Origin of the sequence: Psychrobacter sp. NPDC077938 (genome assembly GCF_044542635.1) — a bacterium.
In the GTDB taxonomy this organism is placed as follows: Bacteria; Pseudomonadota; Gammaproteobacteria; order Pseudomonadales; family Moraxellaceae; genus Psychrobacter.
The window spans coordinates 447,914-473,586 of record NZ_JBITUW010000002.1; the positions used below are offsets into that span (position 1 = coordinate 447,914).

General features: G+C 43.5%; 21 protein-coding genes. 14 read left to right on the forward strand and 7 right to left on the reverse strand.

What is annotated here, in order from left to right; all coding sequences use genetic code 11:
• Window positions 1–129: 129 nt before the first annotated feature.
• The 11 genes from ACIGBM_RS05360 (at window position 130) to purF (ending at window position 10,990) form a co-directional block, all read left to right on the forward strand.
• The gene (locus tag ACIGBM_RS05360) at window positions 130–780 is read left to right on the forward strand and encodes an alpha/beta hydrolase (protein ID WP_397477010.1); all 651 of its coding nucleotides are present in this window, start codon (window positions 130–132) and stop codon (window positions 778–780) included.
• 142 nt (window positions 781–922) lie between these two features.
• Entirely contained in the window at window positions 923–2,023 is a 1,101-nt protein-coding gene (gene zapE / locus ACIGBM_RS05365) for a cell division protein ZapE (protein WP_057759500.1), read from the forward strand.
• Between the two features lie 122 nt (window positions 2,024–2,145).
• A complete protein-coding gene (locus tag ACIGBM_RS05370; protein ID WP_397477011.1) occupies window positions 2,146–2,814 on the forward strand; it encodes a nitroreductase in 669 nt (222 codons plus the stop codon).
• Between the two features lie 127 nt (window positions 2,815–2,941).
• Window positions 2,942–4,234 (forward strand): NAD(P)H-dependent glycerol-3-phosphate dehydrogenase, encoded by a 1,293-nt coding sequence (locus ACIGBM_RS05375; protein WP_397477012.1) that lies wholly within the window; start codon window positions 2,942–2,944, stop codon window positions 4,232–4,234.
• Window positions 4,235–4,291: 57 nt separating this feature from the next.
• The gene (locus tag ACIGBM_RS05380; RefSeq protein ID WP_397477013.1) at window positions 4,292–4,750 is read left to right on the forward strand and encodes a SixA phosphatase family protein; all 459 of its coding nucleotides are present in this window, start codon (window positions 4,292–4,294) and stop codon (window positions 4,748–4,750) included.
• 191 nt (window positions 4,751–4,941) lie between these two features.
• Window positions 4,942–6,213 (forward strand): type II secretion system protein GspL, encoded by a 1,272-nt coding sequence (gene gspL / locus ACIGBM_RS05385; protein ID WP_397477014.1) that lies wholly within the window; start codon window positions 4,942–4,944, stop codon window positions 6,211–6,213.
• 32 nt (window positions 6,214–6,245) lie between these two features.
• Window positions 6,246–6,815: a type II secretion system protein GspM gene (gene gspM / locus ACIGBM_RS05390; RefSeq protein ID WP_296211010.1), complete on the forward strand. Its 570-nt coding sequence runs from the start codon at window positions 6,246–6,248 to the stop codon at window positions 6,813–6,815.
• 224 nt (window positions 6,816–7,039) lie between these two features.
• Window positions 7,040–7,441 carry a hypothetical protein gene (locus ACIGBM_RS05395; RefSeq protein ID WP_227526596.1) on the forward strand — a complete coding sequence of 134 codons (402 nt, stop codon included), beginning with the start codon at window positions 7,040–7,042 and terminating at the stop codon, window positions 7,439–7,441.
• 214 nt (window positions 7,442–7,655) lie between these two features.
• Entirely contained in the window at window positions 7,656–8,690 is a 1,035-nt protein-coding gene (locus ACIGBM_RS05400) for a quinone-dependent dihydroorotate dehydrogenase (RefSeq protein ID WP_397477015.1), read from the forward strand.
• A gap of 30 nt (window positions 8,691–8,720) precedes the next feature.
• A complete protein-coding gene (locus ACIGBM_RS05405) occupies window positions 8,721–9,218 on the forward strand; it encodes a CvpA family protein (protein ID WP_102090972.1) in 498 nt (165 codons plus the stop codon).
• A gap of 236 nt (window positions 9,219–9,454) precedes the next feature.
• Complete coding sequence (gene purF, locus ACIGBM_RS05410) at window positions 9,455–10,990, forward strand: amidophosphoribosyltransferase (protein ID WP_101205374.1); 1,536 nt, start codon at window positions 9,455–9,457, stop codon at window positions 10,988–10,990.
• Between the two features lie 118 nt (window positions 10,991–11,108).
• Here purF and ACIGBM_RS05415 read toward each other — a convergent pair whose 3' ends face one another.
• The 6 genes from ACIGBM_RS05415 to yajC all read right to left on the reverse strand — a co-directional run bounded on the left by ACIGBM_RS05415 (window position 11,109) and on the right by yajC (window position 17,854).
• The gene (locus ACIGBM_RS05415) at window positions 11,109–11,468 is read right to left on the reverse strand and encodes an AzlD domain-containing protein (RefSeq protein ID WP_397477016.1); all 360 of its coding nucleotides are present in this window, start codon (window positions 11,466–11,468) and stop codon (window positions 11,109–11,111) included.
• Window positions 11,458–12,189: an AzlC family ABC transporter permease gene (locus ACIGBM_RS05420; protein ID WP_397477017.1), complete on the reverse strand. Its 732-nt coding sequence runs from the start codon at window positions 12,187–12,189 to the stop codon at window positions 11,458–11,460. The genes ACIGBM_RS05415 and ACIGBM_RS05420 overlap by 11 nt, the downstream gene beginning before the upstream one ends.
• A 155-nt stretch (window positions 12,190–12,344) precedes the next feature.
• Window positions 12,345–13,751 (reverse strand): MATE family efflux transporter, encoded by a 1,407-nt coding sequence (locus ACIGBM_RS05425; protein WP_397477018.1) that lies wholly within the window; start codon window positions 13,749–13,751, stop codon window positions 12,345–12,347.
• A gap of 231 nt (window positions 13,752–13,982) precedes the next feature.
• Entirely contained in the window at window positions 13,983–15,245 is a 1,263-nt protein-coding gene (secF, locus tag ACIGBM_RS05430) for a protein translocase subunit SecF (RefSeq protein WP_290177817.1), read from the reverse strand.
• 9 nt (window positions 15,246–15,254) lie between these two features.
• On the reverse strand, window positions 15,255–17,132 hold the full coding sequence (gene secD / locus ACIGBM_RS05435) for a protein translocase subunit SecD (RefSeq protein ID WP_397477019.1): 1,878 nt from the start codon (window positions 17,130–17,132) through the stop codon (window positions 15,255–15,257).
• Between the two features lie 392 nt (window positions 17,133–17,524).
• A complete protein-coding gene (gene yajC / locus ACIGBM_RS05440) occupies window positions 17,525–17,854 on the reverse strand; it encodes a preprotein translocase subunit YajC (protein WP_057759529.1) in 330 nt (109 codons plus the stop codon).
• Between the two features lie 547 nt (window positions 17,855–18,401).
• Between yajC and ACIGBM_RS05445 the strand changes: the two genes are divergently transcribed.
• The 3 genes from ACIGBM_RS05445 to ACIGBM_RS05455 all read left to right on the forward strand — a co-directional run bounded on the left by ACIGBM_RS05445 (window position 18,402) and on the right by ACIGBM_RS05455 (window position 23,803).
• On the forward strand, window positions 18,402–19,700 hold the full coding sequence (locus ACIGBM_RS05445) for a CNNM domain-containing protein (RefSeq protein WP_165597340.1): 1,299 nt from the start codon (window positions 18,402–18,404) through the stop codon (window positions 19,698–19,700).
• 374 nt (window positions 19,701–20,074) lie between these two features.
• The gene (locus tag ACIGBM_RS05450) at window positions 20,075–20,569 is read left to right on the forward strand and encodes a hypothetical protein (RefSeq protein WP_101205368.1); all 495 of its coding nucleotides are present in this window, start codon (window positions 20,075–20,077) and stop codon (window positions 20,567–20,569) included.
• Between the two features lie 243 nt (window positions 20,570–20,812).
• The gene (locus ACIGBM_RS05455; RefSeq protein WP_397477020.1) at window positions 20,813–23,803 is read left to right on the forward strand and encodes a LysM peptidoglycan-binding domain-containing protein; all 2,991 of its coding nucleotides are present in this window, start codon (window positions 20,813–20,815) and stop codon (window positions 23,801–23,803) included.
• Window positions 23,804–23,967: 164 nt separating this feature from the next.
• On the opposite strand, the gene ACIGBM_RS05460 is transcribed toward ACIGBM_RS05455, so the two are convergent.
• Window positions 23,968–25,176: a transglycosylase SLT domain-containing protein gene (locus ACIGBM_RS05460; protein ID WP_102077942.1), complete on the reverse strand. Its 1,209-nt coding sequence runs from the start codon at window positions 25,174–25,176 to the stop codon at window positions 23,968–23,970.
• Window positions 25,177–25,673 lie beyond the last annotated feature (497 nt).

The following is a 25,673-nucleotide window of genomic DNA, read 5'->3' on the forward strand; positions in this document are numbered from 1 at the left end:
TTGCAAAACTACAGACAACCGTTATTGACCAAAAATAAAACAAGTCGCATCCGTACACAGCAAATCACTTGAAATATAAATTGTATCTAGGATAATTGACCCATTCATTTTTTATTAATAAGTAATACTATGCAATTGATTCCTGCTCCTGCTGGCGTGCTCGAGGTTGACGCACTGTGGCAAAATGACAATCCTAATGACCCAAATACAGACACGGTGGCGCTGCTGTGCCATCCCAATCCGTTGTTTGATGGTACGATGAATAACAAGGTGGTCACCACCATGTATCGTTTTGCCCGCGACAATGGTATGCATGTGGTGCGCTTTAACTTTCGCGGTGTTGGTCAATCGACAGGCGAGCATGATTATGCGGAAGGTGAAGTGGTCGATGCGATGACCGTGCTACAATGGATTGCTGAACAAACCAATGCTCGAAAGCTATGGCTAGGTGGTTTTTCTTTTGGTGGCTATGTCACGGCACGCGTGGCTGAGCAAGTGCTTGAAGCCGCACACATATGGGGACTGGGTGACTTTGAAGTAACGAAAATTGCCCTGATCGCACCATCAGTCGAAAAAAACGACAGTACTGATATTAATTTGCCTGCGGATAGAACTTTTGAGATTTATGGTAATGCGGATGAGGTGATTGAACCTGATAATATGCAGGCATTTGCAGACCGATTAGGCATTGAAGTCAGCGTGGTCGATGGCGCGGGTCATTTCTTCCATGGTCGCTTATCAGAGCTCAAAGGCTTATTAGACAAGCATAGCTTTGGGTAGGATAGCTAATTTATTTGCTACCTAGCTCAGCTTGATAGCTTCTGCTTTGATATGGTTTAGCATGGCTTGCTTGGCAGCACCAGTACCGTGCTAAATCATCCTATTATTTTGATATTTATTTAATCCAACGATGAGTCGTATTATGAGTTTATCTCCATTGCAACGTTACGAGAAAGCCGTCAGTACAGATGAGTTTACTCGGGATGAGCAGCAATTTCAGGCCATGAGCTATCTTGATGAGATATACCATCAGCTCATCAATAGCGCACCGCAAAAGAAAGGTTTTTTTGGCTTTTTAAAATCTAAGCCAGTCGCGCCAACGGGCCTTTATATGTGGGGCGGTGTTGGCCGCGGTAAAACGTGGATGATGGACATGTTTTATGACTCGTTGACCATCGAGCGCAAGATGCGTCTGCATTTCCATCATTTTATGCAGCGTGTCCATAGAGAGCTTAACAAACTACAAGGTGAGAGCGATCCACTCGAAAAAGTCGCTGATATTATTTATAAAGAAGCGGTTATCATCTGTTTTGATGAGTTTTTTGTTTCTAACGTCTCTGATGCCATGATATTGGGCGATTTGTTCACTATGCTGTTCAATCGCGGTATTACTTTGGTTGCTACTTCAAACATTGAACCAGCTGGATTGTATAAAGATGGCTTACATCGTGACCGTTTTATGCCTGCCATTGCGGAAGTTGAGCGTCATACGACGGTCATGAATATTGACTCGGGAATTGATTATCGTCTGCGCGTATTGCAGCAAGCTGAGCTATACGAAGCGCCGCTTACTAAGGCGAACTACCATTGGTTAGCCAACCGTTTTGCGAGCTTGTCGAATAATCAGAAAATCAGTAAAGAGCCTATTACTATCAATGGACGAGAAGTAAAAATCAACGCTTGTACCGAAGATATCTTATTCTGTGACTTCCGTCATCTCTGTATGGCGCCGCGATCAGCCGCTGATTTTATTGAGCTTGCCAAACGATTTAGTACCGTTTTAGTTGACTCTGTGCCAGCACTGGATGACGACTTGCGTGATCCAACGCGCCGTTTCATTTACCTCGTCGATGAATTTTATGATCGCCGTGTAAAACTATTGGTACGGGCAGAGCAGCCGATTCTAGACTTGTACCAAGGAGAAAAGTTGGCGTTTGAGATTGAGCGTACTCGTTCACGCTTGCTTGAGATGCAGTCAGAAGACTATCTACGCATGGACCACCGAGTCGAAGATGTTGCGTAGTTTATCGCTGAGTTGAGACTGCATATGTGTCGCTCTCAACTGCTCTATAGCTGTTAAAAAATAAGAAAATGATATTATAAATAATAAGTAGTGATAGATAATAATAAATTAAGGATAAAACAATGACTACAAATGACAATACTGATAATGAAAGCCAAGAAACTGAAGATAACAAACTGTCTGTTAAGAACGTAGCAGCGAATGATATCTCATCTACCAGTGATGAGCTGATAGGTTGGATCAATTCAAGACGCAGCATGGGCAATCTAGATGAGCCAGCACCGACGCGTGCGCAGATTGAATCTGCCATCGAATGTGCGGCAACTGCGCCAGATCATAAAAAATTGCGTCCGTGGCGGTTTATTGTGACGCAAGGTGAAGCGCGCCATGAATTAGGCCGTGCCTTGCTCGAAGCTGCCCAAGCAAAGGCGCTAGAAGATGGCGAAGAGTTGTCTGAAAAAACCATCACTAAAACTCAAAATATGCCATTGCGAGCGCCGCTGATCATAACGGCTGTGACTCAAATGCAAGAACACAAAAAAGTACCACCTTTTGAGCAGATGCTCAGTGCGGGCGCTGCTGTGCAAAATCTAATCTTGGCATTAAAAGCTCAAGGGTTTAGTACGGTTTGGCGCACTGGGCTGCTATGCAATGAGCCTGCGGTAAAAGCGTATTTCGGTGTAGGCGCAGATGATTATGTGACCGCTTTTGTTTATACTGGCACAAGTCCCAAGGACGAGTCCAAACGCAAACCTATTGATATCGAACCGCTAGTTCGCTTCGAGTCGTAATGTAGCTCAGTACTGTCTATTTATAAGATTATAATTGCACAAAGTTGTAATTCAAAGATAATAAGGCTCAGTAGCTGAGCACGATAGATTCTATTGATAATACGTCAGTCAACACGGATAAAAGAACATGACAAGCCCTAACAATAGTAATAAAAACAACATCAGTGCTAATAATGAGACGGACAAAGAGTCGTCTGAAAAACAGAATGGTATGCTTGCAGGTATTTTTGAGCGAGCAACCAAGTCAGGTCTCGGCCGTAAAAAGTCAAATCCTAGTCCTGTTGAATCAGCTGTGGCAAAGGACATGGCCGACATTCATAGTAATCCAACCAAGCTGCGTTTGGCGTTTTTAGGTGGTGGTAGCTTTGGTACGGCAATGGCAAATTTAGCCGCACGTAATGGCTGTGATACTACGCTGTGGGTACGTAATAAGCGTACCGTAAAAGCAATGGCAAAAACACAGACCAATAAAAAGTATTTACCAGGTTATAAGCTTGATGATCGCTTGAAATATAGCCATGATTTGGCGGCAAGCGCCAAAGACAAAGACATTATTTTTATTGCTGTGCCGGGTTTGGCCTTTCGCGAAACGCTAAAAAACATCGCGCCTTTTATCAGTGGTCAGTCCATTGTATCGTTGACTAAAGGTATGGAAAAAGACACCTTTGCGATGATGAGCGATATCATTAAAGAAGTGCTGCCAGAAGTGAACTTTGGCGTCATGTCAGGGCCGAACCTTGCCATAGAAATCATGAAAAATATGCCGTCTGCTACGGTTATCGCAAGTGAGTCGGAACCGTTGCGTCATGCCGTACAAGCAGCATTACATAGTGCCTTCTTTAGGGTATTTGCTAGTGATGATATACGCGGCGTCGAGCTTGGCGGCGCGCTCAAAAACATCTACGCAATTGCCATGGGTATGGCGGCAGCTTATGAAGTAGGTGAGAATACTAAAGCGATGATTCTTACTCGTGCTTTGGCAGAAATGAGTCGTTTTGGTGTTGAGGAAGGCGCCAATCCGCTCACTTTCTTGGGCTTATCTGGCGTAGGCGATTTATATGCTACTTGTAGCTCAGAGCTGAGTCGTAACTATCGTATCGGTAATATGCTTGGACGCGGTATGAGTATCGATGCCGCGGTCAAAAAGCTTGGACAGACCGCTGAAGGGGTAAATACTATTCAGCAAGTTCATGAAAAAGCGACCAAAGCGGGTATCTATATGCCAATTACCCATGCGCTCTATGCAGTCATTTATGAAGACAAAGCTGCTCTAGGCGTTGCACTACATCTAATGGAAGCAGGGTTCCGTAGCGATGTTGAGTTTGTCATGGCGCATGATCATAGCAATGCTGCGCTTACCGCTCATATGAAAACCTCTGGTAGCAATACCAAAAGCAAAGACAGCGATGCTGATAAGTAAGACACACCATTAAAAATCAGTATTAAGAAAGTCGAACTCATTGCTCCAAGGAAGGTTATGAAAATTATATTAGTACGTCATGGTCAAGCAGAAGACGAGACACGTCCAGATAGCGCGCGTCAGCTGACGGACTTTGGTCAGCAGCAGGCAGCGCAAACGGCAGAGTATGTGACCACTTACTATAGCCCAGATCGTTTTGTGGTCAGCCCTTATACGAGAGCGCGGCAGACATTATCTGCGTTCCAGTCACGAGCGCCGCAAGTACTATCATCTGTGCAGGACAATATCACGCCCTCGGATGATGCTCGCCAAGCTCTAATAGATATTGCCAATATTGAAGCTGAGTGTTTGGTCGTTGTTTGTCATATGTCTATCGTCGCTTATATCGCGGGATTGCTGACAGGCGACTATCCAGAATCGTTCTCTCTAGCGGAAGCCAGAGTGTTTGATATGGAATTTGTGATGACTGGCATGGCAACGGAAGTTGATCGTTTTGTTCCTGACCAGCCTTATTAGACTAGACATTCTAATATTTTGCTTAGAAACGATTTGCTAGAGCAGAATTGATTAGATATGACGGATTTAAAATGGTATTGGTACAAAGTTCAGCCCTTTATCAATCATATAAAATCGTCCAGCTGTTTCAAAAACCGCATCAATCCTTAACGATATTTTGATAACCGCAGCAATAATTGAGGACACGTTTAGTGTTACATGTTTGGTTACGAGCGCAGTATAGCCCGCTAGCTGTCTGGCACGAAGATGTACAGCAATGGCAAATGGTTGACGGTTGGCAACAGCTACAGACAATCTATGGTAACTATAAGTCCAATAGCCAAAAGACGCTTTGTCTATACTTTCCCTCAAGTCATGCGTTGCAAGTGGACACGGCGCTTAATGCTACTCAGCTTAAACAGCTTGGTAATAGTGGCAAGCAATATTTATTTGAAGAAACCTCATTAACGCCTATTGAGCAATTAAACATCCGTCAATTGAGCCATGCTGATACGACGCAACTGTATGCACTGGCACAAAACGACATTGAATCCTGGCAACAAAGTGTGCAGCTAGCCGGTATGAATATAGTGGCGTTACTGCCAGATTTTTTATTGTTGCCACCGCCAGAAGAGGGCGCAGGTCAACAAGTGACCCTCTATCAAGATTCACAGACTATGCTGCTGCGCCAATCATTGCGTCAGGGTATGGCCGTCAGCTATTTACCGCTAATGTTTGAGCGTTTCCCGCATTTAAGTGAGGTAATGGTACTGCCGTCTATTGAGGCAGCTATTGACGCATCGCTTGACTCACTAGATTCCTCATCACCCATGGATTTTATAGCGCAAACTAAAGCGTTGATCGCCGATCATCAGCTATTGCTGACGACCCTGCCTACAGTACCTAAGCCAATTGACAGTCCTGAACGTCACGCGCTCAATTTCTTTATGAAATCTACTGACTCACAACTGTCACCATATTTGCGAGTGGCAATGATGGTTGCGTTATCAGCGTTAGTGCTGCAAATGGCAACCGATGGTGTGCAGTGGTATAAGTATAATGAAGCAACCGCAGCAACCAAGACTGCAATTGCGGCACAATATCAGTCTTGGTTTGCTGATGAGCCACTGAGTACGCGCACCAAACTGCAAGTACAGCTGCAACCAAAACTGCGTAGCGATAGCCAAGCGCCTGCATCGCATATGGCCGCACTGTCACGCATATCACCATTAATTAAACAGTCCTCATTGCATGCACAGTCGCTAGTAATGCAGCCATCAGCGCTCAGCTTTACCTTGATTGCCCCAGATCGTAGTAGTCTTGATAAATTCACAAGCACACTGGTGGCGCAAGGCTTGAATGCCAAACTTGCGCAAGTGAATAGTAATGAGCAAGGTCAGTTTAGTGGTCAAGTCACTGTTAATGTGATAGAAAATAATATTGCAGAAAACAGCGACATGGCAAGCAATGCGGCAGCGTCGTAACTCATCAAGGTATTGGTAATAAAGGTCAAAACATGAAACGATTACAACGCCGTACCAAACGTAATGCAGCTGTTTCTGCAACCAGTACTAAGGCTCATGTATTGTCAGAGCGTATGAATAATTATCAGAATGTACTAACGACGCGCTGGCAAGCATTACCTCCCCGTGATCAACTCGCATTAGCTATATTGTCTATATTTTTACTGTTGTTTATAGGCGGCTATGGTGGCTATAGCGTTCATCAAGCAGCGAGTGATAGTAAAAACGACTATCAGGAGCAAGTGGCGGATTATTTTTGGTTGCGTGCTCAAGCAGGTAATATTGATAGTAGTGCATTGAATTCTGGTAACAACGCTACTGGAGAGGTTGATATGCCGCCTGCTAGTCGTATCAATGCGCTGCTCAATAACTCAGGTATAGCAGATGCTCAGGTGGTTTCGACTGGCGATGCAGTGCAATTGAGCTTTACGCATCCTAGTCAAGCGGTCGTCAGCACTGCACTGGGTAAGCTTGAACAGCAAGGCTGGCAATTTACACAGTTATCTATGCAGCAAGACCTGACCAATAAATCTATTCAGGTACAAGCAACGGTCACTTCTTAAAATGCATCATTTTGTGATAAATATTTTAGATGCTTATGTCAGAAATTTTAGATACTTATATCACTGTATGCTTAGTACTCGACACTCGATATTAGACAGCAGAATACAGCTTTATCGTTGGTATCATTGAAAAGCCATTTATCCGGCTCCATTAAATAGTTAATCATATGACTATCGAACAAAAATATTACTAGTAAGGAAAACCTCACATAATGCGGGACAGTATGAGCAACGATAAGCGCCGTTCGTTAATTACTTATAATCACATCACTTATTTCTTATATGTGATCAGCTACTTTACTGCGGGTTTACTGTGGATTGTGCCGATTGTCATGAATTATGCCAAGCGCCATGATGCTAATGGTTCATGGTTAGCCACGCATTTCGATTGGCAAATCAAGACCTTTTGGTACAGTATCGTTTGGTTCGTCATTGGCATCATTTTGATTACCTTTGCGCTAGGCGGCTTTGGCGTTAGCGTATTGGCGGATAGTGGCAATATCGCTATTGGCTCTATATTACTGGCTGGGCTTGGTTTACTGATTATGACCTTTACCTTCATCTGGCATTTATATCGCATTATACGTGGTTGGATTGCGTTGACTGATGGGCGTCCAGTACCGTAGATTTTTAAAAGTACCTTTGTGCTATGTCTTTAGCTTAGAAAACGACAATTCACTGTTATGTAGCAGAGACTCATCAGTATTGGTTACTGCTTAAATGTAGAAATTTAGCGACTGAAACTTTGCTCTTATTTCTGTTAAGCTGATATAATCGCTGCGCCCGATTTCATTCGTATTTTTTATTCACTATTTCTTCCAAGCAGGGTCTGCCATCACTATGTCTTATGCCTTACTTCGTCCTTTTTTGTTTAATATGGATCCCGAACACGCCCATGAGATGACGCTATCTTTATTGGATAAAGCGCATAAAGCGCGTGTTTTAGGCTTGGCGTATGGTCAGTCAATGCAACCAACAGACTGTATGGGGTTGCAATTCTCTAACCCAGTTGGTCTGGCAGCAGGCTTGGACAAAAACGGCGATTATATTGACGCGCTGGCTGAGTTGGGATTTGGTTTTATAGAAGTAGGAACCGTCACGCCAAGACCGCAAGTAGGCAACGATAAGCCAAGGCTGTTTAGAATCAAGCAAGCAGACGCAATTATCAATCGTATGGGCTTTAATAATGAAGGCGTTGATTATCTAATCGATAATGTCAAACGCTGTAAATACAAAGGCAATATCGGTATCAATATTGGCAAAAATGCCGACACGCCGGTAGAGCAAGCCGCCGATGATTATGTGTATTGCTTAGAGCGTGTGTATCCGCATGCCTCATATATTACGGTCAACATCTCATCGCCAAACACCAAAAACTTACGTGATTTGCAAAGTGGTGAAGCGCTGACTCAGCTGATGGATACGATTAAAAACCGTCACAGTCAGTTGGCTACTGAATATGGTTTTTATGTCCCATTAGTGCTTAAAGTTGCTCCGGATTTAGAGCCATTACAAGTTGATTATATCTCGCAGCAATTAATAGACTTTGAAATTGATGGTTTGATTGCTACTAATACGACATTGAGCCGCGTAGGTGTCGAAGATTTGCGTGATGGTGACCAAATGGGCGGCTTATCTGGTCGTCCTGTGAGTCATATTAGTACTCAGATTTTGCAACAGTTCTCTGATCAGTTAGAGGGTAAAGTCGCTTTGATAGGCGTAGGCGGTATCGATAGTGGTGCCAAAGCCGTCAAAAAAATCGAAGCAGGCGCAGACATGGTACAGCTCTATACAGGGCTTATCTATCGTGGCCCTGGGCTGGTGCAGTCTTGCATTCAGGCAATCGGTGGCTATTACGATGCCATGGAAAGCTAATCCAATAAATAAGGTAATAAGGCGTAAAGCATGAGTGGTTTAGATATTGTGATTGCTATTGTTGTCTTGATTGGCTTATGGCGCGGCTTTCAAGTAGGACTGATTAAAACAGCAATAGGCTTGGTAGGTTGGTTTATCGCTCTTATCGCTGCTACTAGGTTGGCAGGAGTAGTGTCACCCCAATTAACGGGTATCGTACAAAACCCTGTGTTACAGATGGCCATGGCTTTTTTATTGGTAGTGATTGCCATATTAGCAGTCATGCATCTGATGGCGTTTGTATTCTCAGGCGTGCTCAAAACCTTACGTTTGGGCGTCTTGGATAAAATGGCGGGCGGCGTACTGGGTGCTGCCAAAAACGTATTGATGGTCTTGGTTGTATTGAGCGTCAGTGCGCCATTGCTAGTACAGATGCCGCAGTGGCAAACCTCAGTACTAGCGCCTGAGCTGATGCCATATGCACCGATGGGCAAGGCTTTAGTGTCAGACGTATTAGGCATGGCTTGGGATCAGGTCAATCAGTCATAATTGTTTAATTGCCTATTATTTTATCTGACTGTCTATTATTTTACTTCTTTTTATACTTCTAAATGTTTGCACGTGTCACTGGTAATCAGAAATAGATTATCGAAAAATCTCGTTAAGTTTCTTACAATATCATCAGGTTAGCGGCGTGCGACAGTGAGTGATTTTAGCAATATACTGTCGTTAAGTTTGCCGTTATTGTCGTACTAATGTATGAGTCAAAATAGGATATAGCTATTATGTGTGGAGTCATTGGAGTTGCAGCTCACGAACCAGTCAATCAGATTCTTTATGACGGTTTGACGATGCTACAGCATCGCGGGCAAGATGCAGCAGGTATTGTCACTTTGCAAGATGGGCGACTTTATCTACGTAAAGAAAATGGCATGGTACGTGACGTATTTATGAATCGTCATATGATGAAACTGGTTGGTAAGTTCGGTATCGGTCACGTTCGTTACCCGACAGCTGGTACTTCTAGCAGCGCCGAAGCACAACCATTTTATGTCAACTCACCTTATGGTATTACCCTTGCGCACAATGGTAACTTGACCAATGCTGAGAGTTTGGCCAAATCTTTGTACATCGAAGATCGCCGCCATCTTAATACTGACTCAGATTCTGAAGTACTGTTAAATGTACTGGCACATGAGATGCAGAATCTAGGCAAAACCCATCCAACTGCTGATGATATTTTTGAAGCAGTAAAAGCTGTCTATAAACGCTGTGAAGGTGCTTACGGCGTTGTCGCTTTGATCACTGGTCATGGTTTACTTGCATTCCGCGATCCAAACGGTATCCGTCCACTTATCTTTGGTAAGCGTATGGCACCGAATGGCGGCACTGAGTATATGGTTGCTTCTGAATCAGTTGCATTGACAGGTTCTGGCTTTACTATCGTTCGTGATGTAAAACCAGGCGAAGCAATTTTCATTGATTTGAACCATAAACTGCATACGCATCAGTGCGTCGAGCAAAAAGAATACACGCCTTGTATCTTTGAGTATGTTTACTTTGCTCGTCCAGATTCGATTATGGACAATATCTCAGTTTATAAATCACGCCTACGCATGGGTGAAAAACTGGCAGATAAAATCCTTGCGGAATGGGGTGAGGATCACGATATCGACGTGGTCATTCCAATTCCAGATACGTCGCGTACTTCAGCGATGGAGCTAGCGCTAAAAATGAACGTCAAGTACCGTGAAGGGTTTATGAAAAACCGCTACATCGGTCGTACGTTCATTATGCCAGGACAGCAGCAGCGTAAAAAATCAGTTCGCCAGAAACTCAGCGCTGTGCCACTAGAGTTCAAAGGCAAAAACGTACTGTTGGTTGATGATTCTATCGTTCGTGGAACGACTTGTCATGAAATCATTCAAATGGCACGAGATGCTGGTGCTAACAAGGTATTTTTTGCCAGCGCTGCGCCACCAGTGAAATTTCCAAACGTATACGGTATTGATATGCCAGTACGTAGCGAGCTTATTGCCTCAGGAAATAGCGTTGAAGAAGTACGTGATATCATCGGCGCAGATCGTTTGATCTTCCAAGATTTGGATGATTTGATTGACGCAGTAAAAGATACCAAGCATAGCCGAGTGGAAGGTTTTGATTGTGCGGTATTTAACGGCTGTTACATCACTGGTCAGATCAATGAAGCGTATCTTGATCACCTGCAAGAGCAGCGTAATGATACTGCAAAAACTGGTAAAAAAGGCGTACAAATAGTGGCTGATACCCCAGTTGATATGATGGGTGTAGAAGAGCTTTAAGCTAAACTAAAGCCATTGTTTTTAGCTAAAAAAAGCTAGATTCTAAATAGAATCTAGCTTTTTTATGTTTAAAATATCGCTAAGAGTACTGACGTTTATATAAATGGGCGAAACAGTTTTAGCCTAGAAAACTGTTAAATAACCAAAACAGACCATTGATTGCTGCGATACCGACAACCATACTGACCAAAAGCTGCCGGCTGATATGATAGATAAACAATACCAAAATAAGTGCGCCGACTTGTGCCATTAATAGATGCAACTCGGTATCGCTTAAAGCAACAGTCGTCGATACGTCTTGATAGGACAGGCTAGTCAAAATAAGCAGCACCATTACCGATAACGGTAAGCTCTCATTTAACCGATGTAACCAAGGTGTATCGAGCAGCTTTCTAGGTATCAGTGCGGGTAGCGCACGAGTGATAAAGGTCACGGCTGCCATGGCAAGCGTGGCAAAAATAAGATAACTACTGGTCATAATGTTCTCCAGTCTTTTGACGCTCTATCCAAAACCCACGTACCAAGATCATAAACATGCAGATAGTGATGGCTACTAGTAGCAACCAGTCACTGGTAAATAGCGAAGCAATGATTAAGCCAAGCACGGCAATACCAATTGGGAAGTAGCGTTTGATGCTTTGAAACTGCTCATAAGCGAGAATTGCAAACAGACAAACCAAAGCAAAATCTAAATTTGGCACCAAATCACTGAGCGTACTACCAATCATTACACCTACCGTACTCGCGAGCACCCACCAGCTTTGGTTAAATAGGCTGATAGGAAGTATGAGCGCTCGTCGTGACTCATTTGGTAAGCTTGTCATGATCGAAAAAGTCTCGTCGGTCAAAGCAAACAGACAATACGTTTTAGCCAGCTTATTTTTTGGTAGATATTGTAATAATGGCATACCATAGAATACATGACGTAGATTAATCGCGGCAATATTGGTGGCGATATTGCCAATCGGTAGGCCCGCACTCAGCATTGGCAAACAAGCATACTGAGCTGCACCAGCATAGAGAACGATACTGAGCATAATCGTTGCCCATATCGGGATACCTGCTACCTGTGCGAGTACACCAAAGGCAATACCGGCAGGCAGATATCCCATAGCAACTGGCAAGCTTTTCTTAAAGCCCTCAGCCCAGTGGTAGCGGTTTTCATGTTGATGACTTAGTTCATTTGAATGAGTATTCACATGACATCCTAAATTTTTCTTATGATATTTTTATAAATCTATCGATATAAAAATTATTAATTCAAACGGTATTGCTGCAAAATTAAAAAATGAAAAACGAGCTTAATAAAAATGATTTATCGTAAATTGATAGAGTAAACATAGTATAAAATTAACTAAGCTTCAGGTTGTAGTTTCTCATAACTGCCAGTCTGATTGGCATGGTACAAAAACCCACCTAGGATGACTAGTCTCAATAATAATAGACACCACACGCTAAGCCAAATACCAGTCATATCCCATTGCTGATAGAGCAACCAGCTCAACGGAAAAAAAATAGCAGCCAGTATCAGCGCCGCATTACGGATCACGCTACCAGCCGTTAAACCAAAAAATATCCCATCCAACCAATAGGCACCAACGCCGACAAGAGGCAATAATACAGCGTATAGATGGTAATCATAGGCGAGGGTAAACACTGACTCAATATTGGTCATAAATTCTAAATACGTAGGCATCGAAAGCCACCAAATGGCGCTCAACATGATAGCAAGACCATAACTAACTACGCCTGTACGATTCACAATAATACGAAAACGTGGCCAATCGCGACGTCCTGCAGCTTGTCCACTTAACGTTTCAGCAGAGACAGCGACGCCATCAAGAGCGAAGGCAGATATACTTAATACTTGCAATAAAATAGCATTGGCAGCCAGTATGACATCACCGCTTTGCGCAGATAGTCGAGTAATCCAAGCAAAGCTTAGCGTTAAAATAAGAGTACGTACAAAGATATCTTTGTTTAAAGAAAATAGCCTAAGCATTTTTTCTTTCGTAAAATACTGTCGATCCGCTTTGAATAATACAGCCCACGATATTTTTAGATGTTGGCGGCTCAACCATAATGCCATCAGTATTCCAAACCAAAATGCGATAGTGGTTCCTAGTGCGACACCAGCCAATCCCATCTGCATTGCAAATACAAAAAACAGAGTCAGTACGATATTAAGTACGGCAATAAAGCCTTGCTGATAAAGCATATAACGGGTCTTACCTTGTCCTGCAAACCAACCAATAAATGCAAAGTTCATCAGTTCTGCGATCACGCCCCAAAAGCGTACGTCTAAATAGGTTTTCGCCGCGCGTCCACTTTCAGGATTAGCTGACAGTGCTTTTAAGCCAAAATCAATCAGCCATGGCTTTGCGAGTAGCAATATTGCTCCAATAACAAATGCCAATAGTAACGCGCGCTGTAAGATAGACAGTAAAGGCGTAGGTGCTGATACAGCTGATATATTGCTATTATTATTAGCCAGTTGTCCCAATGCCTGCGCAGCAAGCCCAGATGATGCATACTGCAAAAAGTTAAAGCTAACAAGCAATAGCGACAGCAGCTGTATGGCCAAACCCATACCAGCAAGTTTCGCCGTGTCATTCATATTGCCGACAATGGCCGTATCAATGACGCTCTGCAATGGCATAGCCAAATTAGCCAGTAGCACAGGCAGCGCAATCGCGATAATACGCTTATAGCTTGTATCAATAGGTGGCATCGCGTGAGAAGTTGCGGAATTAGCTGACATGTGTGACTCGTTTATACGTGAACGATAAAGAGGTGTGTTCGTTAAATGATAATAGACTCGTAAGGCAGTACATTTAATATAAGAGACAAAATAGCTATAAAGACAAAAGCACCTAGACTCATTATTCATGAGTCAGGTGCTCTTATTTAAACGTTGTAGCTGTACAATCAGTAGGTCTATAAAGATTGATGACACGCTAGTTCAGCGTATCAATCCATCTAATATACCTTACTAGACGTTGTCTTGCTCAAACATTTTTGGATCATTGAAAGTAACGATTTCTTCTTCAAACTCTGGTTTTACTTTTACGATAAAGTCATCACGCGACAGACCCATGCGCAGCGGAATCGAGCTGGCAATATAAGTCGATGAGTAAGTACCCGCAAGCAAGCCAATAAACAGAGCTACTGAGAACCAGTATAACCCATCACCGCCCAAGAAAAGCATGGCTAGTACGACCAACAAAACAGTTGAAATGGTCATAATCGTACGGCGTAGCGTCTCGGTCAATGACAAATCAATCGTCTGTTCTGGCGTAATTCCGCGAACACGGCGGAAGTTTTCACGGATACGGTCATAGACAACAATCGTATCGTTCAATGAATAACCAATCAATGCCAATACCGCAGCCAATACTGTCAAATCAAACGGGAAGCCGAATAGTGCAAATACACCGATGGTTACGACGGCATCATGGAACAGTGACAGTACGGCACCTAGAGACAATTTGAACTGGAAGCGTAGGGCAACATAGCCAAGCATACATACCAGTGCCAATACCAATGCCATGACTGAGTTTAAATAAACCTCATTACCAACTTGGCTACCAATGATATTCACGTTGCTAATCGTAGCGGTGTTGCTAGGTAATGCCAATGCTTGCGTCAGATTTGCGCTTAGCCCATCGACGTTATCAGACTGAGGGGGCAGACGTACCAATAGCTCTTCACGCGTACCTAAGTACTGTACAACCGCATCATCGAAACCATTGTCTGCTAGTGCTTGTACAACAGCAACTTGCTCAACAGGCTGCTCATAGCGTACATCAGCAGAGACACCACCAGTAAAGTCAAGACCTAAGTTCAGACCATTTACCGCGATAGCAATGATACTACCGATTACCATAAATAAAGATAGTAGTGCCATCGGCTTTTCTATCTTCATAAATGGAATGATACGCTGGTTGCCAACTGCCTTGATGCCACCTTCAGCGACAGCTGCGGCATCATCAGCGGCGTCACCTGATATTACGTCAGAATCAACAGCGGTAGACAGTGCTTGACTGTCTTTGGCATTTTGACCTTTACCACCGCGACGACTAGAGCTTTTTCCTGACTTTGCGGTAGTAGGGTTATTGGTTTTAGTATTGCTACCTTTACCATCACGACGCGGTTTGTTACGGCGACGCGTACTTGCATTGGTCGTGTCACCGTTTGAGCCATTTCGATCAGGATTATTCTGCTGTTCTAAAGGGTTGTTATTATCGATCGCCATAATATTCTCCTAACCGATGCTCAGACTTTTGATGGATTTACGCTTACCATAAGCAATTTGTACCAGTGCACGTGTCACCAAAATTGCGGTGAATAGCGAGCTGACAATACCAATAGCTAGCGTAATCGCAAAGCCTTTAATCGGACCAGTACCAATCGCAAACAGGATAAACGCGACCAATAAGGTTGTAATGTTGGCATCGAAAATACTGCTAAATGCGCGATCGAAACCTGCCACAATGGCTGATTTTGGCCGTACACCATTGGCAATCTCTTCTCGTATTCGCTCAAAAATCAGTACGTTAGCATCAACCGCCATACCGATGGTCAAAACGATACCTGCGATACCCGGTAGGGTAAGTGATGAACCCAAAATTGACATAATCGCAATGATAATAATAACGTTAACGGCTAGCGCAACGTTGGCAATCACACCAAACAGACGATAGAAGATAATCATAAACGCGAAGACTAGTAGATAGCCGACCTGCGTAGAGAACAACCCTTTATCAATGTTTTCTTGTCCGAGTGATGGACCAATAGTGCGCTCTTCTACGAAGTACATCGGTGCAGCAAGTGCGCCTGAACGTAGCAATAGGGCAAGCTCAGCTGCTTCAGCACTACTATCTAGACCAGTAATACGGAATGATGAACCCAATACCGCTTGAATGTTGGCACGGTTGATGACTTTGGTTTCAGCGTAAGGTGTGCGTACTTCAGTCGTCTCACCAGACGCTGGATCTTCTTCGTAAGTAATTCTTTGTTTGTTTTCAATGAACAATACAGCCATCTGTTGACCAACCGCTGTACGAGTGGCGTTCTGCATGAGCTTGCCGCCAGCACTGTCCAAGGTAATACTTACTTCAGGTAGACCACTTTCATCCAAGCCAGTTTGTGCGTTGGTTACTTTGTCCCCGGTGACGATCGCTTGACGATCTAACAATACAGGCGGGCCATCGAGTGTCTCAAATGGGAATGCCTCTGTACCTGCTGGAGGTATGCCGCCAGTATAGGTATCGGCATCTTCTGCCACCATACGGAACTCAAGGTTTGCAGTACGACCAAGTACACGTTTCGCTTCTGCAGTATCTTGTACACCAGGTAGCTCAACGACGATACGGCTAGCGCCTTGCGACTGTACCAAAGCTTCGGTCACACCCAGCTCAGCAATACGGTTACGTAAGGTTGTTAAGTTCTGATTGACCGCGTAGCTATTGATTTCGTCAAGTGTCGCATCGTTATACGATAAAACCAATGCAGGACCTTGATCATCAATAGAAGACTGCAAGTTAAAGGTATTGCTCATCGAGCCTTGCAATACATTCTGGGCACGGTTACGAGTATCGGTATCAGCAAAATGCAATACCACGCCGCGATCTTCGGTTTTGATACCTTTGATTGCTACTCGCTCAGCACGTAGCTCACGTCGCATATCACGACTAGCGCTGGTCAAACGCTGTTCAAGCGCTTTGTCCATATCGACTTCGAGTACAAAGCGTACACCACCACGTAAATCGAGACCAAGCTTCATCGGTCTTGCGCCAATATCGCGTAGCCAATGCGGGGTAGTTTGTGCTAGGTTAAGGGCAACGACATAGTCTTCGCCCAAGTTTTGACGTAGCACTTCTTGCGCTTTTAGCTGATCGACTGGGTTGTTGAGGCGTACCAGCGCGCTGTTGCCCTCAAACGTACCATCGTGGTTATCTAGACCTGCCTCTTCGAGTAAGCTTTGAGACTCAGTCAAGATGCCTTCAGATAGCTGAGTTCCTGCGGCTGCGCTCGTAATCTGCACAGCAGGTTCGTCAGGATAAAGGTTGGGGGCAGCATATAGACCGGCAACGAGTAGCACGACGGCAATTAGTAAGTATTTCCAAGCGGGATATTGCATAATCACTTCTTTAAGTTGATAAACGACTGGCGACGTAGGCCACAAGTTAGCAGATGGGAAGTTAGCGATAGCAACGGTCGAGTGCTATGTTCAGCAGCCGTCATCATGCACCATTGCGATCATCCGCGATGATAGTAACGCATAAAACAGTAAAGCAAATAATACAGATGTCTGTTTATCTGGTCACCAAAAATCATATGTCTGACTTGGATAAAGATAGGACATCTAAACAGTAAGCCTAATTTATATAGCAATTTTACCTTACTGTGTTAATAGCGAAAAATGACCGTAAATCATATACGGTCATTTTTTAGTCATTACATTCATTAATGTGACGACTATCGAATGTTCAATAATAAATGTTCACTAATAAAAACCAGTGAACATTCTAATTAGACGCTTTCGATCGTGCCAGCAGGCAATACTGAAATAACAGAAGCACGTTGTACTTTTACGTCAGTATTGTTGTTTAGGCTCACAACGGCATAGTCGCCTTCGATTGCTTTGATACGACCCATTAAACCACCAGCAAAAATGATTTCACTACCAACGGTTAATGCGTTAACCATGGCACGGTGTTCTTTGGTACGCTTAGACTGCGGGCGAATGACCAAGAAGTAAAAAATCGCAAAAAACGCAACAGGCAGTAAAATCTGACCAAATAGACCTGCAGCACCTGCAGTCTCTGGTGCAGCATGGGCAGCTTGAATAAATAAGCTCATAATATCTCTCAGTAAGTCATAGACAATAATAAAATTAGACGCATAGTAACAAAAAATCCCAGACTTGGTAACTGTTAATCATAGGCTGAGCGTGTTTTTCTTAGCGTAAGGCATACTATCAGCCAACGGATAGGACAACAATGTTTTTACTATATTCAGATAATCCATATAAAGCCTCAGGCTAAATAACTGTCATGAATTGGCTAGTAAAGATTTCGTCATACAACCGTTAATAGTAGGGTAATAAAAGTCATCAAAAAACAAAAACTTAAAAATGGTGACTTATTGTGAAATGGTATCATCAATGCTACTATCAAATGGCAATGATTGCCTGTATTTAGTATGCTACATATTGAACCATATTACGGCTTTTTAAAGCATAGTATGGCTTTGAAATAGTTATTAAATCAGCTTTGAGTAACTATTTATACGATAGACAGATGTCTTTTATTACTTTGTTAAAGATAATCTAAAAATCAATATAAATTACTCATGACATTATCTTCCTTTTACTCTTTTTAGGTTACCTAACTTGTTCACCACTTTTATGTTTGTACCTCGTTTATGTCGTCCGCGCGCTCATCGTAAAGACGCATCTGCAGAACCTCCCCCGAGAATGACTACTAGTTCTCGATTTGGTTATACTTCTTTTTCGGCGCTATCTGCATTAGCAATTCTTATGCTACCGCAGGCAGTGTGGGCAGCTGGTGCTGTATCAACATCCAGCGAGGCGGCAGCACCAACTGCGCTTAGCGTTTCTTTATTGATATTTTTTGTCTTACTCGCCATTGGTGTCTCTTTCGTCTGTTCATTAGCAGAGTCTGTTTTGCTGAGCATGACGCCATCGTTTATTGCGGATGTACAAGAGACCAGTCCTAAAAAAGCAGAAATGCTTAAAAGCCTTAAAGTGGACAATATTGATCAGTCGCTAGCCGCTATTTTGACGTTAAATACGGTTGCTCATACACTTGGCTCTATCGGTGCGGGTGCACAGGCTACGATCGTATTTGGTAGTGCGTGGTTTGGTCTGTTTTCGGCCCTCATGACGCTTGCTATCTTATTCTTATCTGAGATTATTCCAAAAACACTGGGTACAGTTTACTGGCGTCAACTAAGTGGTTTGGTTGCTTATTTCGTTCGTGGCATCATCATGCTGCTATACCCGTTAATCTGGTTCTCAGAGCGTCTGACGAAACTATTGGTACGCGGTAAAGAGCCGCAAACATTTAGTCGCCGTGAGTTTGCTGCTCTTGCTAGTATCGGTGAAGAGTCAGGTCAAATCGACCCACTAGAGTCGCGTATCATTCGTAACTTGCTCGCGTTTGGCGCGATTAAAGTCGAAGATATCATGACACCACGCTCGGTGATGCTTGCATTTGAAGAGAATAAGACCGTCGCTGAACTATTGGTTGATCGTCCAAAGCTGACGTTTTCTCGCTTGCCAATCTACGATGGTGACTTGGACAACATTACAGGCTTTGTCCTAAAAACGGACATGCTACTGGCTAAAGTTAATCATGCTATGCATAAGCCGTTGACGCAATTTCAACGAGACATCACTTTTGTCTTCTCTAAGATGAAGCTGTTTGATTTGTTAGAGTTGATGCTAAAAAACCGTATTCATATTGCGATTACAGTCGGTGAATATGGTGAAGTTAAAGGCTTGGTCACGTTAGAAGATGTATTTGAGACATTGTTAGGTCTTGAAATTGTTGATGAAATAGACCGCGTCGAAGACATGCAAGCCTTGGCTCGTCAGATGATGGATAGACGAGTAGAGCGTTTGGGCATGAAGCTCAGCGATGATGAGCAGTATGAAGATAGTAACAGCGAACCTAAGTCCTAACTATGCCTTAACGAAGCCAAACTCTAACGTTAATAGCTTAACTATAAGTATTGATGGTTCTAAAGATTGATGGTTTAAAAATGGTCAGCTCATTATGGGCTGACTATCAAGCTAGAGCTACAAAGCATCTAACCGTTTGAGCTAGGATTTACAGCATAAAATGTTAAGAACATTTGATTTGATAGCTTGTGTTTCTATTCGCAATAATTACACAGGGTGTCACATGGCTGTGAGAATTCGATGATAGGCTCGGCATATGATATGAGTATACTTATATAGATATATCTATACAGATACACTGCCGAAATAAATGATAAAAGAGCGTTAATCGTCACTATATGACACTAACGAAAAAAATATCGCTAAGGATTATCATGAAAAAATTATTGGGAAATAGGCTATTAGCTCTATTGGTGAAAAGCGCCAGCATCACTGCAATCGTAGCAGTAGCCAGCACCATCAGTATCAATGCACAAGCGGCAACTATGACCGAAGATTTGGTACAGAACTATGCCGCCGCAATGAAAGCATCAGCGAATAGCCAAAGTATCAATCAGGTATCGCGCCTTGTGTCAGATGACGCGCTTATTTCTTTATCTAGAAAAGGCAAATCTACCAGTCTAGACAAAGACGCGTACTTAAAGCTGCTTCAAAACAGTTGGAATGATACGTCTAATTATCGCTATGATATTTCGGTAGACAATGTGGTAATTACTGGTTCACAAGCCAAAGCCAATGTGACGACCAATGAGAGCTGGGTAAAAAATGGTCAGCAAGTATCATTTGTCACCACATCTCGTGTGACCTTAACCTTGTCTACTGGTAATGCAGTGCTCTTGCGCGCAGTATCACAGGTAGCTATTAATTAAGTCGCCATTGACCAAGCAAGACTCGAAATACAATAGGCCATATAAGCAATAGCTAATCTAACTGGCTGAAATTCTAACTTATAAAGGGTTTTAGTTGGTTAAACAGTTATTACTTAGTTTTATAGGCTACTTGAGCGTCTATGATTATCTTTTATATTAGGCTAGTCTTTGCTTTACATTGCATACTATACTATCCATCAACTTTATCTTATTAATTTCTGTCGTTAGGAAACCTCCAATATCATGTCTACTGTGCTATCACACTCTCGCTCATTTATTGCGTTGCCATTGACGCTTGCGGTATCCACTTTACTGATTAGTGCGTGTAGCAATACATCAGCGGTAAAAAACAAAGGTGCGACCAATAGCTCATCTGTCATCACCAAAAGTCCTACCAATCAAGGGGCTAATACAGGTAGTGCAGACTACTCGACTGCGTTTTTGGATGCAGAGAGCTTGGATGAGTTGGCTGACTTGTTAGAAGCCACTGACATGACCATGGTAGAAGGTAACCAACTTGCTATTCAGCAATATGGTGATTTGTGGAATCGTCTACGCGCAGGCTACCGCATGAATGGTGGTAAGCCAATCTACAATCAGCGTATTGAAGGTCAAAAAAGCTGGTTTACCAGTAGACAGGATTATCTAAATCGCCTAACTGCACGTGCCAGCCGTTATATCTATCATACGGTACGAGAGGCAGAGCGTCGCAATATCCCAACAGAGCTTGCCTTGTTACCAGTTATCGAGAGCTCTTACGATCCAAGTGGTACGAGTAGTGCAGCAGCTGCGGGTTTATGGCAGTTTATCCCAAGTACAGGCCGTATTTATGGCTTGAACCAGAGCAGTACTTATGATGGTCGTCGCGATGTTATCGAGTCGACACGTGCTGCCTATGACTTCTTGACAGCATTGCACAACCAGTTCGGTAGTTGGGAGCTAGCATTGGCTGCTTATAACGCTGGGCCTGGCCGTGTACAAAAAGCAATCGATGCCAACGCAGCGCGCGGACTGCCAACAGATTATTGGTCACTTCAACTGCCGACTGAAACGATGAACTATGTGCCACGTTTCTTAGCTGTAGCCGAAATCGTCGCTAAACCTGAGCAGTATGGTGTGTATCTACCCGCTATCGCTAACCGTCAGCATTTCCGCAGTGTACCTGTTAACTATGGTGTGAGCTTGGCAGAAGTATCGCAGTTGACTGGCGTTAGCTACGATGAGCTAGAGCGTCTAAATACTGCACTGACATCAGGCCGTGTTGATTCTTCAGGTCCACAGCGTGTCATCATTCCTAACGATGTTAGCCTTAATGCCGATGCCAAACTAAGTGGGCTTAGAGGTAACGGTACAGGCAATGTGCTTGCCTCAAACAACGCAGGTAGCTCGAGCACGACAGCGACTACGCCAAGCTATAATAACAAACCATATACTGCCTCATCACTGCCATCTACTGGTAGCGCATTGGCTGATTATGCAGCTAGCGCAAGTGTACCTCAGCAGACTACCAGCTATATCTCACCATCTGCGACACCAACTAGCAGCTCGGTATACAGCGGTAATTCCTCAGCTCGTACTGAGCCACCACTGACCACAGCAGAGACTAACAAAATCAATGCTGAGCTTAAGAGCAGTAACAGTCTACCGACTACCTCAGCACAGATTACTCAGAACAATACGATTGTCCAAGAACCACCGCTTAGCAAAGAAGAGCGTGATTTCATCGCCAATCAAATCCGTAGAAACACTTCTGAAACCAATGTTATCAATGCTGACGGCAACATCAATCTATCAGCCGTACAGACGCAGCAGTCTATCTTAGAAGCGAGTGGTGCAGAGAAGAAACTTAGCTTTGCCAAAACCTCGGTAAGTAAGCCAAAACCACAAGGCGCACGTACCACTTATACGGTAAAACGTGGCGATACGCTATCGAACATTGCGAGTCGAGCAGGGGTTAGCTGGCGTGATATTGCAGAATGGAACCAGATAGATGCCAGTGCTAATTTGCTCTCTGGCAGCACGTTGTATCTATATGACGCCAAGACTATCGAGCCATTGGGTACTGCTAATAACGCCGCCGCTAGTCAGCCTGACAGTTATGTTGTACAAGGTGGTGATACGCTTATCGGTACGGCCAATCGTTTTGGATTATCGGTTACCCAGCTAGCTAGCTACAATAATCTGAGCAGCCGTGCTGATCTGCTCAGAGGTCAAAAACTATGGCTCATACCGGGTAAAGTGACTGCCCCTGCAACGACGCCTGCAGCGCCTTCTACTAAGCCGAGTAAATCAAGTACTGCGACCAAGAATTATAAAGTAAAAGCAGGGGACGGCTTAATTGCATTGGCACGTCAATTCAACGTGTCGACAGATACTTTAGCCAGCCTCAACGGCATCAACAGCACAAGCTCGCTATATGTTGGTCAGACACTTAAAGTGCCAGCCAGTGTTGATTTCGATGCTGCAAGCACGACAAGTGCTAGCAGTAGTAACAGCTCAAGCTCGGTCGCGACCACCAATTACAAAGTAAAATCAGGTGATACGCTGATTGGCATTGCGAACAGCATCGGAGTGAGTGCAACGGAACTGGCTGCGGTAAACAGCAACTTTGATGCAAAGGCTCGCTTGCAACGTGGTCAAACGATTAAAGTTCCTGCTACTAAAGAGTTGGTCGATCGTCAGTTGAATGACAAAGCGGTCAGCTACAAAGTAAAATCAGGTGATACCTTAACGGGTGTCGCCAAACGTTACAATATTGGCTTAAGTGATTTGGCATCAGCGAATAACTTGAATACCAACTCGAATCTGATACTGGGTCGTACTATCACTATCCCTGCTGGCGGCAGTGTGGCAAGTGCATCTAGTAGTAGCCAAAGCAGCAGCTCTGCTAGTAGTAACAGTAGTAGCTCAGCAAGCAGTGGAACAAAACTGAGCAACACTGAAAGCTACAAAGTTAAATCTGGCGATGGTCTGATTGCTTTGGCACGTCAGTTTGGCATATCGGTAGAGGACTTGGCAGCGACCAATGATCTAGCGACCAATGCTCAGCTACAGCGCGGCCAAACGCTTAAAGTACCAAAAGCGACAGTAAGCTATACGGTTGGCTCGGGTGATAGCTTGATTGGTCTAGCACGTAAATATGGTGTCTCAACACAAGAGCTGGCCGATATGAATAATATTGCCGCTGATACGATGTTGCAACGTGGTCAGCGTCTGACTGTACCTAATCGCTAATGAATAAGATATTAATGAATGCCTTTTACATAAGGCGTCATTAATATTAATTATGAATCGTATCGCACAAAAAAAGCTGCTCTTTATAAGAGCAGCTTTTTTATTTAATAAGAATAAATTACTGTGAAAAGTTAGCTTGCGAACCGTCTAGTAATAGTTACAAACTAGACCGTCTGAGTTTTAATAGTCTCAAGATAGCTTCTGATATTACTGACATAATGCATGGCTTGACCATAACGGCTATTCGAGGCTCTATTATCTGCTAAATAAGCATAGACGTTCGCCCAACTTTTATCATCGATACCTTGAGCTCGTAGTTCGCGCTGGATTCTTTTTACCGCATTGGGACCCATGTTATAACCTGCAAGGGCAAACCAGATACGGTCAGTTTTTGGCACATCAGAGAAGTCTGCTTTCACTTGCTCTAGATAGCGTGCACCGCCACCAATACTTTGGTAAGGATCAACACGGTCTGAGACACCCATCGCTTTCGCAGTGTTATTGGTCAGCATCATCAACCCGCGTACGCCAGTCGGCGAGACAGCGTTGGCATCAAGATGTGACTCTTGATAACCCATCGCGACCAATAGTTCCCAATCATGATTATAATTGCGTGCTTGCTCTTCAAACGAAGATTGATAGTCCGGTAACTTTTCCGTCAACGTTCTCTGGAAATGATCCTGACTATAGGCATCTTTAAGCAAGTTTTGATTGTAGAACGCGGCAAGTTTTTGTGTGTTTTGTAGCTTGATGCTATCGCACAAAAAGTAACTGGCCTTTCTTGATAGTGGATCATTGGATGAGCTAAACGTCCAACTTACCTTAGGATGTAGACCGTTCTTAGTCAGACTAGAATCATAACCACAGCTGACATTGATAGACGATAGATTTAGCTGACTTTTTAGCTTAGTGCTAGCCGTAGTCAACGCCATGTCAGCGTTGCCGGTTCTTAGTGCTTTTAGTGCCGCTTCTTCACTGGCATAGGCTTTTAGATTGATATCGACACCGAGCTCGTCGGCATAAGTGCGCACCAGATCAAACCCAAAACCATGTTGGAAACCATCGGTAGCAAAGTAAGTGCTATCGCCAGGTACCGCAGCAATGGTCAAGGTATTTTCCAGCATGACATTGTCATAGGCTGGTACCGATGTGTTCATGGTCGTCAAACTCTCAGCGGGCAACGAGAGTAGAGCGATGCTAGAGATTTGTGCCAGCTTCTTGGTTCTGGCAAAACGATTAGACGCAATAGGGGTAACGGATGAAACGATGTTACTTTTGGTGTTCAGTAGGCGTTTAGATGGACGCAGTAAATATGAAATACGGCGTTTGGCCCCTTGCGCAGATACTTTTACACGATAAGTAATACGCTGCATGGATGTCTCCTGATTTTAGCCATCCTTCTTACCGCAAAAACACGTATAAATATATGTGCATAATATTGACATATATCGATATCGTATCTTAAATAGAGTGGCATTTTTAATAGGATAAATGCCGCTCTATCTTGTTTGACTATAGCGCCACTAGCGTACTCTCTCTAAGAGTTAGTGGGATAGTTTGTTGTCAGCCAGCTATCGATATGTCATAAGAGCGTTCTAAAACAGTGTTTATAAGTATTGGTTTAAAATACTGAACGCACAACGACGCGAAGGATATAAATCAGATGATTCCTTCATCGATAACTAAATATGGCTAGTGGCCAAACAACTATATATCAAACATAGGTAAGGTCATGATTAAGTTATTGAGACAAAGGCATAGCTTGAAACATTGATGTAAGGTTTTGCCAATGAGGCAAATACATTCATCTGTTTTAACTATGCTAACTTTGATGGCTGGCTATACTTTAAATCACTAATATTAAGTTACT

Coding starts and splice junctions, on each gene's coding strand:
- ACIGBM_RS05400 (WP_397477015.1), top strand. CDS start 7,656: ATGTCTTATGCCTTACTTCGTCCTTTTTTGTTTAATATGGATCCCGAA.
- ACIGBM_RS05360 (WP_397477010.1), top strand. CDS start 130: ATGCAATTGATTCCTGCTCCTGCTGGCGTGCTCGAGGTTGACGCACTG.
- yajC (WP_057759529.1), bottom strand. CDS start 17,854: ATGAGCTTATTTATTCAAGCTGCCCATGCTGCACCAGAGACTGCAGGT.
- ACIGBM_RS05375 (WP_397477012.1), top strand. CDS start 2,942: ATGACAAGCCCTAACAATAGTAATAAAAACAACATCAGTGCTAATAAT.
- ACIGBM_RS05445 (WP_165597340.1), top strand. CDS start 18,402: ATGTTTGTACCTCGTTTATGTCGTCCGCGCGCTCATCGTAAAGACGCA.
- ACIGBM_RS05415 (WP_397477016.1), bottom strand. CDS start 11,468: ATGACCAGTAGTTATCTTATTTTTGCCACGCTTGCCATGGCAGCCGTG.
- ACIGBM_RS05455 (WP_397477020.1), top strand. CDS start 20,813: ATGTCTACTGTGCTATCACACTCTCGCTCATTTATTGCGTTGCCATTG.
- secF (WP_290177817.1), bottom strand. CDS start 15,245: ATGGCGATCGATAATAACAACCCTTTAGAACAGCAGAATAATCCTGAT.
- purF (WP_101205374.1), top strand. CDS start 9,455: ATGTGTGGAGTCATTGGAGTTGCAGCTCACGAACCAGTCAATCAGATT.
- gspM (WP_296211010.1), top strand. CDS start 6,246: ATGAAACGATTACAACGCCGTACCAAACGTAATGCAGCTGTTTCTGCA.
- ACIGBM_RS05460 (WP_102077942.1), bottom strand. CDS start 25,176: ATGCAGCGTATTACTTATCGTGTAAAAGTATCTGCGCAAGGGGCCAAA.
- ACIGBM_RS05395 (WP_227526596.1), top strand. CDS start 7,040: ATGAGCAACGATAAGCGCCGTTCGTTAATTACTTATAATCACATCACT.
- ACIGBM_RS05405 (WP_102090972.1), top strand. CDS start 8,721: ATGAGTGGTTTAGATATTGTGATTGCTATTGTTGTCTTGATTGGCTTA.
- ACIGBM_RS05380 (WP_397477013.1), top strand. CDS start 4,292: ATGAAAATTATATTAGTACGTCATGGTCAAGCAGAAGACGAGACACGT.
- ACIGBM_RS05425 (WP_397477018.1), bottom strand. CDS start 13,751: ATGTCAGCTAATTCCGCAACTTCTCACGCGATGCCACCTATTGATACA.
- secD (WP_397477019.1), bottom strand. CDS start 17,132: ATGCAATATCCCGCTTGGAAATACTTACTAATTGCCGTCGTGCTACTC.
- zapE (WP_057759500.1), top strand. CDS start 923: ATGAGTTTATCTCCATTGCAACGTTACGAGAAAGCCGTCAGTACAGAT.
- ACIGBM_RS05450 (WP_101205368.1), top strand. CDS start 20,075: ATGAAAAAATTATTGGGAAATAGGCTATTAGCTCTATTGGTGAAAAGC.
- ACIGBM_RS05370 (WP_397477011.1), top strand. CDS start 2,146: ATGACTACAAATGACAATACTGATAATGAAAGCCAAGAAACTGAAGAT.